The organism is Microbacterium sp. oral taxon 186 str. F0373, assembly GCF_000411455.1.
GTDB lineage: Bacteria > Actinomycetota > Actinomycetes > Actinomycetales > Microbacteriaceae > Microbacterium.
In genome coordinates this window covers 276,706-290,008 of record NZ_KE150458.1, presented here as the reverse complement: position 1 = coordinate 290,008, position 13,303 = coordinate 276,706, and the positions used below count along the sequence as shown (strand labels likewise).

Here is a 13,303-nt window from a genome sequence, read left to right as displayed (position 1 = left end):
CTGGTCAGCGTTCCCGTCGATCAGAACGCGTCGTCGCTCAGAGCCTGGCCGGCCGCGACGCCCACCGGCTGCGGCGCGGGCGCCGCAGCCTGGTACTGCTGCGGGGGCGGCGCATACTGCTGCTGGGCGGGCGGCGCATACTGCTGCTGGGCGGGTCCGGCGGGCTGGCTCACCGGTGCAGCCTGAGCCACCGGCGCAGCAGCCGGAGCGGCCTGCTGCGCCTGGTCGCTTTTGGCGGCCCGGGTGAACGTCGTCGTGCCGAACCTCAGCGAGGCCCCGATGTCGTAGACCTCCAGCTCGAAGCTGGTGCGGTCAGCGCCCTCACGGTCCTTGTAGTTGCGCTGCTTGATCGCGCCCGTCACGATGACGCGCTGCCCCTTGGTCAGGGAGCCTGCGACGTTCTCGGCCAGCTCGCGCCAGACCGCTGCGCGGAAGAACGACGGCTCGCCATCCTTCCAGCTGTTCGTGTCACGGTCGAACACGCGGTCGCTCTGCACGACCGTGAGGTTCGCGACGGGCAGGCCGTTCTGCGTGTAGCGCAGCTCGGGGTCCGCCGTCAGGTTGCCGACGATCGTGATCACGTTGTCGTTGCTGCTCATCTCTGGTTCCGTTCTGCCTCACCCTTCCGGGGTTGGCCTTCATTCCCTATCCCCCGTCACGATCGTTCGGTCCGGGTTCGCGGCCGGTATCTGACCGGTCGCAGTACCCACATGCACAGTAATTTCGGGTGCGTGCGGTGGCTTATCTGACGGCGCCCATGCGGACCTCGTCAAGGATCGCGGCGGACGATCTGCCGCTGCTCGTAGCGAGCATCTGGAGAAGCTTGGTGGCCACGACGGTGACGCCGGCGACGGCATCGCGGGCGCTGAGTTCGTCGAGGATCGTGGTGAGCTCCCTGTCGGTCTCCTGCACAGACGCCGCCTGGATGAGTGAGGCGCCGGCGAGGACTCGCTCCGCCGGCGTCGACTTCACTCCTGCGAACCGACGCGAGTCGTACTGCTGGAACATGTCCCAGATCAGGGGCGCGATCTCGAGCTCTTCACGCACGTCAGCCATCGCGCGGTGCGCCTTGACCGGCGACTTCGCGAACGTGTCGCAATTGCCGGTCGCAGAGATGTAGCCCCGCACGACATCGCTGATGTCGACAGTGCCGTAGTGGAGCCGGTTGCCGAACGCAGGCATCCAGCGCCCGAGGTGACCGATGTCGAAGTGGGAGACCCCGCCGCCGGCCATCATGACCATCTGCCCGGGGCGGGCGACCTGATCGATGGCGGCTAGGGCGTGTTGATCAAGAGGTTCAGGCTCAGGATCGGCGAGTCTCGATGGTGTGACGCGTCAGGAGATCTCGGATGAGGTGTGGGCTGTTCTGGAGCCGCTGATGCCGGTGCCGGTCGGCAGGTCGCGGCCGTGGACGGATCATCGTCTCGCGGTCGAGGGCATGGCCTGGAAGTACCGCACGGGGGCGCCCTGGCGGGATGTGCCGGAGCGGTTCGGGAAGTGGAACTCGATCTACAAGCGGTTCGCGCGCTGGGCCGAGGACGGCACCTGGGAGAAGCTGCTCGCCGAGGTGCAGAAGCAGTCGGACGCGGCGGGCAAGCTCGACTGGGTGGTGTCGATCGACTCGACGATCGCGCGCGTGCACCAGCACGGCGCGACCCTCAGCCGCGACACAGGGGGCTGTGTCGAATCACAAGAATCCGCGGGAAGAGCCGCCTGATCACGGGATCGGCCGCTCCCGTGGCGGGTTGACGAGCAAGGTGCATCTCGTCTGCGACGGGCGTGGACGTCCGCTGAGCTGGGTGATCACCGGCGCGAACATCAACGACACCACGATGATGACCGCCACACTCGAGCAGATCCACGTCCCTCGAGCTGTCGGCCGTCCGAGGCGGCGCCCGGATCGGGTGCTCGCCGACAAGGGCTACCCGTCGAAGAAGAACAGGGCGTGGCTGCGGGAGCGGAAGATCGCCGCGACGATCCCGGAACGCGACGACCAGATCGCGCACCGCCGCAGGAAGCCTGGCCGGCCCATCGACTTCGGGGAAGCCCAGCAGGAGCGCTACAAGGGACGCAACGTCGTCGAGCGCTGCTTCAACAAACTCAAGCAATGGCGCGGCATCGCGATGCGCTCAGACAAGACAGCCCGCTCCTACCGCGCCGCGATAGCCCTCGCCGCCACGCTGATCTGGATCAAGACCGACTTAATCCACACGGCCTAGTAGCGCGGCTTCTGCCTCGTCAACGGTCGGCAGGTCATCTCCGCCCGCGCGCAGGGCCGAGAGCAACCCGCTCTTGCGGTGCATGTCGGAGACAATCGGGTCTGCGAGGATTCGCGCGAACGTCGATGGCTGCGGACGAACGAGCGTTTCGAACGATCCGAGCTCGTTCAGGTCCGTGTCGGTAAACACCACCGCAACTTCCAGGACATGGTCGTCGAGTGTGAGACCGCTGGTCTCCTCGTCGGTCCACGCGAGGATCGCGTCTTCCTCTCCGGCCAAGGTGGTGCTCCGTTCTTCGTTGCGGTCGCCCGCGGGATGTCGAACACCACATGCACAGTCCGAGGCGAGTCGTTCAGACTCGCGCCGGGAGCGGTTCGCCGAGCACGAAAGCTTGGATGCGCCTCGAATGGAGGGTGACGTTGCCTGTCGGCGCGCGGTGATCCGGGCAGGCGTGGACAGAACCTTGCCGATACCAGCGGCCGCAGTTGCTGCACTCGTCGACGGCGTGCGACTCGTATCGCCCCTTGATCAGCGCGTTGTACGCAGCACCGGGCGAGGACGCGGTGGTGACGTAGTCGTAGACGCCGCGAGGAACCTCGTAGCCGTAGTGACGTCCCTGCAGGTTGAGGATCGCTTCGCCCGTTTCATCGTTGTACCCGGTCGCGCGGATCCAAGCGGAGGTCTCGTTCTTCACCAGGCTGGCACCGGCGGCCGCGCGGCGCTCTTTCGCGCGGGCGAGCAATCCACCCGCGTGCTCAATCTCGGCAAGCGCGTACGTCGGGCGGCGCGCTTCGAGGATGGCGTTGACGGCTTCAGCGACCTTCGACTGGGCGGCTGGTGGCATATTGATCGCAGTGACCACCCAACGGCCGGGTGAGGTCTGCGTGACCCGCACGTGTCCAGAGATCGGGTTACCGGCAGGACCTTCGGCGGAGACGGGGACGTCGAAGGTCTCGTTGTCGTTCTCCGCCGAGAATCGTCTGATCGCTGAGACGGACGGCATCCGAACCGACAGCTCGCCGGACTGGTACACCTTCCGGTAGGTGCGGCGTCTGCCGGAGAGCGCACGACCCACGCCTCCGGAGGGGGTGTAGTCGTCCGGGATGACAGGGTAGGCCATGCCGTCTGTGCGCACCTCGCTGCGTACGATCGCGTCGACCCACCAGTTCTCGATGCCCTTCGCGCTGAGCGGCGTGCCGGCCGTCGAGGGACCGGGAGTGGCGGGAACGAACCCTCGAGCGAGCAGCGCCTCACGCTTGCGGGCGAGGAACCCTTCGGCGCCCGGGGGCAGAGTCAGCTGAGCTGTGGGCGCGTCGTTCTCCTTGAGTCGGAACTGGCCGGCGTTCGTGACCTGACCACGGGGGTGCTTCGATGCGTCGAAGGTGCTCATGCTCACCATGAGTGCGGCAGATCCCGCAATCTGGTTACGCGAGCACGAGCTCACCGGCGATCGGCTCGATGGTGCGAATGCCGAGTCCGAGGTACAACGTCATCCCGGTGTCCGGGTCGAACGCGCGGACGGCACCTTCGATGCTCTTCGTGTTGCCATGGGACCGGCAGTGATCGGTGAGGACCGCTCGCACCCGGTCTCGCAACTCGACCGCGGCGGTGTCAGTGAGGTTGGTCTGACGCTTGATCGCCTTCAGGAGGAAGAGCGGCGTGTTGCCGACGATGGGGTCCGTTCCCGCGGGCGCGCCGCGCACGACCACGATGCTCCACCCCTCCTGCGTGGCGCCGCGACGTGCGCGCGCCTCGTCGATGGAGATCACCTGAGCGCCGGCAGGCTCATACTCCTCGGGCTGCGGCTCGGGCTCGGGCTGCGGCTCGGGCTCGGGCTGCGGCTCGGGCTCGGGGGCGTAGATCGGTTCCGGCTCGGGCTCGAAGAGGGGAACATCCTCACCGTCGACCCCCATCGCGTCTGCCTCGTAGGCGAAGGCGTCACGGGTGAGGATGGGGACACGGACCGTCTCATTCTTCGGCCAGCTGTCGCGGGGCGGCTCAGTGATCGGTAGGGCGCGCACGCGACTGATCTGCAGCTCCTTCACGATCTGCTCCTCGGAGTCTCCATCGTCCGGGTCCGCGGCGATCGTGCGGAACCGGACGCGGCCGGTCACAGCGACGATCTCGCCGACACGGGGAATGTCGCCGGATTCGATGTGCTCGCTGAGCTCTCGATCCCACATGGTTCCCGCGACGGAGGCGGTGGAACCCTCGATGAGGATGGCCGCCATACGACCCTTGGAGTAGGCCTTCTCACTCCACCCTGCGAGGACACCGATGGTGGTGATGTTCGCTCCGTCCTGATCGGGGATCTTCGTGACCGGGACGACCGCGACGGACGCACGCGAGTTCCATCCTTCGCCCGCGCCGAACGGCTGGTACGCCTTGACCTGCTCCTGCAGCGCTACCAGGGGGTGGGTGCCGACGATCAGACCGAGCGCGTCACGCTGGCGAGAGGAGCGTTCGAGAGTGCCCCATTCCATCGGCAGAGCGGGGATGTCAACACTCTTCGCGGCAATCGCGACGGTAAGCAGCCCGAGGCGGCGTCCGTCACACCACTGATCCATGGCGCCCGCTTCGATGAGCGAGCGGACGTGCCCGCTGGTGAGCGCGGATCCATTCGTGTTGCCCTCGGCGTCGGCAGGCTTCTGGACGCGTGCGTAGAGGTCGCTGATCGATTCGAAAGCCCGTCCGTCCTGTCTGCGGACCTCGGCGATGCGGATGCCCGCCTCCTTGAGGCCCTTCACCTCGGCCAGGCCGATGCGGATCGCACCGTTGCCGGCGGGGGCCGTGTAGGCGTTTCCTGCGTTCACGTCCGGGGAGAGAACCTCGATGCCTTCGCGGCGCAGGGATCGGAGCACCTGCAGGCGCTTCTCCGTTCCAGTGGTGACAGCGAGAGTGGCGGCGGAGAACTCGACCGGCCAGTTGCCCTTGAGGAAGGCGGTGATGTACGCGAGGTAGCCGTACGTCGCGGAGTGGGAGCGATTGAAGGCGTACTCGGCGAAGGACACCATCGCGTCCCACAGCGCGGTGGCTGTGGTCTCGGAGAACGGGATCGACACGATGTTCCCCGCGTCATCGCGGTGCTCACGAGGGGCACCGTCGCGAAAACGCGCGCCCACGACCTCCATCACGTCTTTCTTCTTCTTCGACACCGCCGTGCGCAGCGTGGATCGTCCGGCCGCATCGAAGCCGGCCACGACCGTGCCGAGCATCATGACCTGCTCCTGGTAGGTCATGAGGCCATGGGTCTCCCCCAGCACCGTGGCGAGAGCTTCCTGCTCTGCTGGGTCGGTGGTGTAGTCGCGATAAGACACGAGTGCGGGGTTGCGCTTCCGGGCGGCGTACTCGGTATGCAACCCCTTGCCCATCGGGCCGGGACGGAAGAGGGCGACGAGGGCGGAGAGGTCGTTCAGCGTATGGGGTGCGACGTCCTGGGCGAGCTCGGTCATCTTGGGAGATTCGAGCTGGAAGAGGCCCTCGGTGCGGCCTTCGCCGATCACTTGCCAAGCCTTCTGCACCCGTGCAGCGTCCGCCGCTTCTGGGGCATCCGGGTCTGGCAGGGAGTAGGCATCCAGCTGCTCACCGGTGGTCTGCTCGATGTACTCGATCGCTTTTGAGACGATGTCGAGGTTGCGGAGACCCAGTACGTCCACCTTGAGCAGTCCGACCTGCTCTGCCTCTTTGCCAGTCCATTGGAGCGCCCAACCGCGCTTCGTTCGACGCATTGGGACAAGGTCATGGAGCGGATAGGCGGAGACGATGATGCCGGATGCGTGGATGCCCACGCCCTTGACGACGTTCTCGAACGACGCGGCCAGGTCGTGGATGCGCTGCCCCGCACGCACTCCGTCATCGTCGGGGCGCCCCTTCTCATCGACCTTGTCCGTCTTCTCGATGAAGCGGCGGTACTCGGCAGCAGCGGCCTGGGCGGGGTCCGTCATCTCTGACATGCCCATCGGCACGGCGCCGACGAGGGGAACGAGGGTGGCCATCTTGTTTCCGACACTCGACAGGCCGAGGACGCGCGCGGCGTCCTTGATCGCAGCGCGCGTTCGAGCGATCTGGAACGTACCGATGAAGGCGACGTTCTCCTCCCCCCATCGGTCGCGAAGGTATTGGATGACGTCGTCGCGGCGAGATTGCGGGAAGTCGATGTCGATGTCCGGTGGCTCCTGGCGGCCACGCTCGAGGAACCGCTCGAAGAGCAGGTTGTAGCGGAGCGGGTCCACACGGGTGATGCCCATCAGGTAGGCGACGAGTGATCCTCCCGCGGATCCGCGGCCCGGGCCGACGAGGATGCCGTTTGTCATGCACCAGTGGATGAGGTCGTGCACGACGAGGAAGTAGTCGATGTAGCCGGATTCCTCGATCACTTCCATCTCAGTGCGCACCCGATCGCGGACCCGCTTGCTGATGCCGCCGTAAATGCGCTGGGCGCCGCCCCGGAGCAGGTGGTAGAGGAACTCGCGGTTGTTCACGAAGCCGTCCGGTGTCGGGAACTTCGGGAGGAGGTCACGGTGTCCGGGGAGGATTCGGTCGGCGACACGGTCGGCGATCGCCTGGGTGGTGTCGCATGCTTCCTGCCACCACGGTTCGGGGCGCACTGCCCGCATCTCTTCTTCGGTCTTCAGCCAGTAGCCGGTGCCGTGGAACTGGAACTTGGGGTGAGCGATCGTGGATTTCGACTGCACGAGGAGCCAGGCTGACTGGGCATGCGCGTCGTGCTCGTGAGTGTGGTGAGCGTCGTTGGTCGCGACGATGGGGAGGCCGTTTTTTCGTGCCAGGTCGACAACGTCCTGCATGATCGCGGACTCTTCAGCGATGCCGTGGTCCATGACCTCGACGTAGACGTTGTCGCGGCCGACCGCGGCGACCAGCGCGTCGATGTTGCTCTGCGCCGACTGTTGGTACTCGGCGACCTCGTCGCGGAGGGACAGGATGCGGCGACGGACGTTGACGATGACGGTCCGCTCAGCTGCCTCTTCTCCAGTCAGCTCCTCGACGGAGACGGTCGGTGCGGGGTCAAGTGAGTCGTCGAAGATCAGCGGCACGTCAGCGGAGGGCGGCGCCGGGGATTCGAAGCTGGCGGCGACGCGGGGCGTCATCGCTGCCTCAAGCTCGGCGCGGAGCGACTCGTGATCAGCGAGCTCCTCTGCCGCGATCCGAGAGTGCGAGATCGGCCCGATGACGGGTCCTCCCAGGCAGCCGGTCAGGACAATGAGCCCCTCCGAGTGCTCGGCAAGCAGCTTGAAGTCGATTCGGGGCTTATGCCAACGCGTGCGCTGAGCCTCGTTGTTCAGGATGACCAGGTTCCGCCAGCCGGCCTCGCTGTAGGCGAGCACAGTGAGGTGCTGATAGGGGCGCGCCTTGCGGCCGGAAGCCTTGTCCTCGACAAACTTGACTGTGCCGGTGCCCTCGTCGTCGTCGCCGCGTTCGGAATCCTCATCTGTGGAGGTATCGGCGGCGGGCACCATGAACGGCTGCTTGTCGAACCGGGAACCGTTCGCGAGATAGAACTCCTGGCCGGGGATCAGCTTCACGCCAGCGTCGTCCGCGTGCTTCTGCGCCGCCCACATGCCGCCGAGGCTGCCGTGGTCGGTGATCGCGGAGGCGCTCTGACCGTGAGCGGCAGCGACGTTGAACAGATCCTTGACTCGGATCATGCCGTCCAGGTCGCTGTACTCGGTGTGTACGTGAAGGTGCACGAAAGACACGGTCAGGTTCCTCTCGTTGCCGGGCGGCGGGGTTCGTAACCACCACATGCACGGCGGATGCAGAAGAGTGGTGAGGCGGATTCCCGTTCGCCTCACCACTCCGTCCGCTCAACTCGTCGAAACGAGGTCGGCTTCTCCGCCGTCCAGCAACACCGCCAAACGCACGGGGATGCCCCGGAGCCTCGATCCGGTGTCGCCGCCGAGCTTCACCTTCACGCCCAAGCTCCGGTCGGTCGGTCGCGAGTAGCGCGTGCTGACCATCACGCCGCCCTCGTCCTCCCAGACCTGGCCCCACGACGCGCTGGCCTTCTGCCCGTGCGGGACGAGGTTCGGGTACAGGCGTTGCGCGAGGGCGAATGCGTTCTGCGCGTTGAGAGCGGCGATCCACTCGTCCGGGGCTGCGTTGTCGGGCAGTCCCGCGTAGCCGATGTTCTTCCCCTGAGGTTGCCAGGCGCCGCGTGCGGCGTCGTACCGCCAGCCGAGTGCACGGTTCAGCGTGTTCGCGTTCGAGTGCGTGGCAGGGATGGGCGGCTCACCGGGCGCCACGGGGTTGTCGAGGTGCGCTTCGCCCTGCTGCAAGGCGTTGCGGAGCGCCTCGATGAGGTTGCGGCTGTTCGACTTGCTCCGAAACTCGCGGAGGTCCTCGGCGGCGTACGCGACCAGCGATCCGTGGAGGCTTTTGTCGTCGTCGGGGTCGCCGATCAGTCGGGAAAGCACCTCATCGTCATCGCTGAGTCCTGCCCACGATCCGAGCGAGTAGAGGACGTCCAGAGTGAAGAGCATCTCGCTGAATACGCCGGCACGTCGAGAGGACTCGGCCTCGGTCAGGCCGTACTGGTCGCGCAACAGTTCCTGCACGTCCTTCTTCGACCGGGTGATGATCCGGCGTGCGAGCTGGTGCTTGCCGGCCCACGTGTTCAGGTCGATGTCGTCGAGCACGACGGCGCGCATGTCGGGCAGCGGCGTTTCATGCAGGTCGACGTTCAGCCAGAACCGGATCATGGCGGCGGTCAGGCGTGCCATGGGGTTCTGCTCGTCCTTGGTGAGGGCAGCAACCTTCTCAGCGCCGTCGTTGAGGACATCTCCACGCTGCAGACGAATGTCGATGGAACGCTGTCGGATCGACAGATTCTCGCGCTGATTCTCGGCCGTGTAGACGGTGAGGGCCCGGGGAGCGGAGACCTTCTGCTGCTTGCCCTCGGCGGAGCTGCGTCGCTTCCCCGACCGGTTGAAGCCCTGTCGGATCGAGTTGTCGATCGCCGACTCCATGCGCTCAGCTTCCTGCCGGCTCGCCCCGGGGGCGAGGTCGTCGATGACCCAGAGCGGCGTGCGGGCGCGGGCGTACTCGATTGCTGCGACGGTATCGTTCGCCGAACCGGGCAAGTGCGTCTCGTTCCATGCGCCGGGGCGGTTCTGCCAGAACCCCATCATGAACGAGGCGAACCAGGATTTGCCGGATCCTGGGCCGCCGGAGAGGAAGAGCTGGATGCTGGTCGCTGTCGGAGCGGTCGGGCGCAGGCCCGCTGCCAGCAGGATCGGTCCGACAACGGGGTTCTTGCACATCTTCCCGTTGGTGAACGCGTCCACGACCAGCCGGAGGTCTGCGGCGACCTGCTTCTTGAACGCGCCGAGGTCCTTCTTGCCCTCGACGAGCGCCCCGTAGGTGTCATTGACGCCATAGAAACTGGACTTGGCGAGCGATTCTTCGGTAACGCCCGGATGGTTGGACTTCTCGTCTTCGGGGGTGGCTCCGAGAACGCTCTCGCCGACGACGAAGACCGGGTGGCCAGACGTCGACGGTACGTACCCCATCGTGTCCCAACCTTCGGATATCTCGATCTCCTGAGCACGGTTTGCTTTCACCGCAGCGATCCAGCCTTCGCCCTTCTTGTTGCGCGGCGGCCACTCGGGGTGAAGAGTGAGGGCAGTGTCGAGTTCGGTGCCGTCCAACTTCGCCCATTCGACGGGGAGAGTGGACAACAACAGCTGGGGGCCTTTGACGAAGCCGGTTCGGGAGACGCCGAGTTCGTCCTCCCATTTCACCTCGATGACGACTTCGCCACCGCCGGAGCGGACAACGGTGCCAGGATGGGCTCGACCATCTTCCACGTCGACGTCAGCCGCCGTCCGCAGCGTGGTGTTTGACAGAACACGCCCGCCAAGCCGCACAACGCCGTTCTCCCAGGCGTTGAAGGCAGCCTCGCCTACGCCGAACTTCCGGAACCAGTCCGCTTCGAGACCATTGGGGGAGATCCGCCAGTCGTCCACTCGCCATCCGCGCTCTTCCTCCTCGGAAGCGGAGGGCTCCGGTGGCAGGTGCGACTCGACCAGCTTGAGGGCGTCAGCCCACGTTCCGATGTGCGTAAGGAAGTCGTCGATTCCGACCTTCAGAGACGAGTCGAATCCCGCACTGAGGATGAACTGCTTCGCGTCAGCGCCGCCGAGATTCAACAGCTGCGGCACAGCCTTCTTCGACTCCTCAAGGAAGGTGAAGACCTGGTCGGCCTGCTTCCACACGAGCCGCTTCTCGGTGAGGTCTCCGTCGAACGCGACGAGGACCTTCTTGTCACGCAAGTTGAGCGCGTTCCACTCGGGATTCTGCTTCCAGTTGCCGACACCGATGAAGGACAGCACAGGAACGCGATCACCGGCGGGGATCCGCTCGAGGAGCGCCGCGAGAACGAGGCGAGCGGCGTTCTTGTCCAGAGCTTTGTTGGCGGCGAGTTCGGACGTGGAGATGCCGGCCTGAATGAGCTGGGCAGTGAGCACCGCGTCGCCCTTGAGGATTCCCTCCGTGACGAGGAGCCGGGATGATGATGCAACCCAGCTGGGCGAGACGGCGGGGTGGATGTCGATCACGGAGGGGTGTCCGGGCAGGGTCTCGTACTTGGCGAGCTTTCCGTCGGTCGAGGGCAACGGTGTCTTCGGACGTACTTGGGTGGATGCGCTGGTCGCGGCGACACCGTCCCGCATCACGTCGCCCACGGAGTGCCAAGGCATGACCATGAAGTCGTTGCCGTTGTTCGTCATCAGGGCGAGACGCTTCGCCGCCGCGGCAGTGCCCTTCGGTGTGTAGATGAGGCTCGCGACCTCCTTCGCGCCCTTCGGATCATCGACGGTGTAGTAGCCGCGCGCCTGGGCCACGAGGGGCGCAACGGATGAGTCGGCAAGCTTGCGCGCACCGGAGAAGATGACGCCCGCGTCGGCGTAATCGTCAAGAGTCCACAGTGCGGTGGTTGTGGGGGAATCCATGCCTGTTATGTGGCAGCCGCTCGCGCGCTGCGGCGATTCTTGTCAGATTCCCGCGAAATCACGCGGTTCTCTGACAAGAATCCGAGTCTCCGATCGCCTCATGCCACATAACAGACGTGACAGCACCCAAGATCGGCGTCGTCGGCGCCGCAGACATCGCCCATGAACTCTCCGGCCTCGGCTTCGACATCATCACGGAACCCGGATTCCGAGAGGCCGCGACCGCGATCAGTCATGCCTTGAAGGATGGCCCGTTCCCGCTGATCGTCGCCGACTCCGACACCCCCGTCGTCGTCCCGTGGACCACCGTGACTCTCGCGAAGGTTTCCACGCTGGTCATCCTCGACACTCGCCCGAGCGTGGGCATCCTCGCAGAGCGCCCCGAGCTGCATCTGCCTCTACCGTCGACCTTCAACGACCTGCTCGCGAAGCTCGGCTATGCCGGCGCTCCCGATCCGCTGGGCACGATGATCATCGCGCCCGACGGATCGTTGAAGAACCACGCTGTCACCCCCGAGCCCGCACCGCTTCCTATCCCGGCGGCGCTGCCCGTGATGCCCCCCTCGCACCTTGAGCCCTCCCCTGCGCCGACATTCGCTCCGGCGTTCGGTGCACCGGCATCCGGTTCCTCGGCTGCCGAGGTGCCCGTCCCGTCCCCCGCAGCGCCAGTCTTCGGCGCACCCTCCCCCGCGGCGGCATCCACCGAGCCCACTCCTGCGGCCCCCACCTTCGGCGCTCCCGTCGTGTCCCCCATCGTTCCCGGCGTTCACGTGGATCCCGCCGCAACACCCTTCATTCCCGCAGCCCCAGTCTTCGGCGCTCCCGCTGCCCCGCCGCTCGTCCTCGAGCCGACGTCCGCTGAGTTGCCAGCCACACCAGTCGAGGCGGCACTCCCCGTCGCGCCGCCCCCGTCCGTCCCCTTCGGGGGATACATCCCCGCCGCCTACGAGATCGACGAACAGACACAGCCGGACACCGCACCTGCTTCTCACGTTCCGGCGTCGGAGACCACCGCTCCGAATGCACGTGAGGTCTACACGCCGCCGGTCGCGCCACCAGCGCCTACCCCGGCGTGGGACGCGCTCGTCTCCGGCGCGCAGACGGTCGAACGGGCATCGGACGCTGCAGGGGAGGTGGCGGCCCCGATTCCGCCGGCGCCATCCGCCGCACAGTACCCCCTTAGCCCGGCCCAGCGCGCGCGAACCAACGTGCGACTGGGGGCGAAGCACGGAGAGCTGATCTTCTCCACCGCAGGCAAGGGCGGTGTTGGCAAGACCAGCTCCGCGATCGTACTGGCTGAGAGCGCCGCGGAGATGGGGCTACAGGCCGTCCTCATCGACGCGAACCGCGGCCAGGCTGACATCCGGAAGTACCTGCGCCTGGGCGACACCACGCTGCGCAGCGCCTACGACGCCTACGAGCACGGCGACCCGGCGGCCGCAGTCCTCAAGCCCCAGGAGTTCGCTCACCTGCGGGCGGCAGCGAAACTCGATGCGCCGGATTTCTGCATCGTCCTAGGCCCCCCGAGCGACCTCGCTGGCGCTCGATATGCCTCCGCCGCGATCTACGGCGACATCATCGACTACGCCCGATCGATCGCTGACGTGGTGATCGTCGACACGCAGATCATGGAGGCACCGGAGGAGCGCACGGACCTGTGGCGCGACACCGTCATCCCGATGCTCGGCGGGGACGCATGGATGCTCGGCATCACCGACGAGTCCGCGGCGGGCATCGAAAACCTCCACGAGCGCCTCAGCGAGCTCCGCCGCGAAAACGTCTCCTCGGCGCGAACGCTCATCCTCGCCAGTCAGTTCCTCGAGTTCGGGTCGGACGAGGTCAACTACTTCCAGCGCAAGTTCGACGGTCTCGGCAGCTTCGTTGGAAACACCGGCGTTGACGACGACTTCGCGATGCAGCTGAACCTGGGCAAGATCAACAGCAACAGTCCGTCGGTGCGTCCCGTGATCGACAACATCCTGCTCCGCGTCACGAACCGCAGCGACCTGTTCTCACCGCGCACCTACGGCAACGCCGGTCGGACCAAGAAAGTCGTCAAGCGAGGCCTCTTCGGAAAGAAGAAGTCCGCGTGATCGCGGCACTCAACGAGGCCGG

At 66.1% G+C, this 13,303-nt stretch carries 8 protein-coding genes; 2 read left to right on the top strand and 6 right to left on the bottom strand.

Annotation, left to right across the window (positions count from 1 at the left end):
• Positions 1-20 precede the first annotated feature (20 nt).
• Together ssb and HMPREF1529_RS11460 are read right to left on the bottom strand one after the other, a co-directional pair.
• On the bottom strand, positions 21-599 hold the full coding sequence (gene ssb, locus HMPREF1529_RS11465; RefSeq protein WP_016464951.1) for a single-stranded DNA-binding protein: 579 nt from the start codon (positions 597-599) through the stop codon (positions 21-23).
• 142 nt (positions 600-741) lie between these two features.
• Entirely contained in the window at positions 742-1,236 is a 495-nt protein-coding gene (locus tag HMPREF1529_RS11460) for a hypothetical protein (RefSeq protein WP_157533935.1), read from the bottom strand.
• Between the two features lie 91 nt (positions 1,237-1,327).
• On the opposite strand from HMPREF1529_RS11460, the gene HMPREF1529_RS15690 reads away from it, so the two are divergent.
• A protein-coding gene (locus tag HMPREF1529_RS15690) for an IS5 family transposase (RefSeq protein ID WP_372445425.1) occupies positions 1,328-2,219 on the top strand; the annotation gives its coding sequence in 2 pieces (ribosomal slippage) (positions 1,328-1,713 and positions 1,712-2,219; 894 coding nt in all).
• Here HMPREF1529_RS15690 and HMPREF1529_RS11445 read toward each other — a convergent pair.
• The 4 genes from HMPREF1529_RS11445 to HMPREF1529_RS11430 all read right to left on the bottom strand — a co-directional run bounded on the left by HMPREF1529_RS11445 (position 2,202) and on the right by HMPREF1529_RS11430 (position 11,188).
• Positions 2,202-2,498 (bottom strand): hypothetical protein, encoded by a 297-nt coding sequence (locus tag HMPREF1529_RS11445; protein ID WP_016464949.1) that lies wholly within the window; start codon positions 2,496-2,498, stop codon positions 2,202-2,204. The two genes, HMPREF1529_RS15690 and HMPREF1529_RS11445, sit on opposite strands and share 18 nt — an antisense overlap.
• Positions 2,499-2,571: 73 nt before the next feature.
• Positions 2,572-3,609 (bottom strand): hypothetical protein, encoded by a 1,038-nt coding sequence (locus HMPREF1529_RS11440; RefSeq protein WP_157533934.1) that lies wholly within the window; start codon positions 3,607-3,609, stop codon positions 2,572-2,574.
• Between the two features lie 34 nt (positions 3,610-3,643).
• Positions 3,644-7,936, bottom strand: a complete 4,293-nt coding sequence (dnaE, locus tag HMPREF1529_RS11435) for a DNA polymerase III subunit alpha (RefSeq protein WP_036283421.1) — start codon at positions 7,934-7,936, stop codon at positions 3,644-3,646.
• 108 nt (positions 7,937-8,044) lie between these two features.
• Positions 8,045-11,188 (bottom strand): hypothetical protein, encoded by a 3,144-nt coding sequence (locus HMPREF1529_RS11430; RefSeq protein ID WP_016464946.1) that lies wholly within the window; start codon positions 11,186-11,188, stop codon positions 8,045-8,047.
• A 116-nt stretch (positions 11,189-11,304) separates the two neighbouring features.
• Between HMPREF1529_RS11430 and HMPREF1529_RS11425 the strand changes: the two genes are divergently transcribed.
• Complete coding sequence (locus tag HMPREF1529_RS11425; RefSeq protein ID WP_016464945.1) at positions 11,305-13,281, top strand: hypothetical protein; 1,977 nt, start codon at positions 11,305-11,307, stop codon at positions 13,279-13,281.
• Positions 13,282-13,303 lie beyond the last annotated feature (22 nt).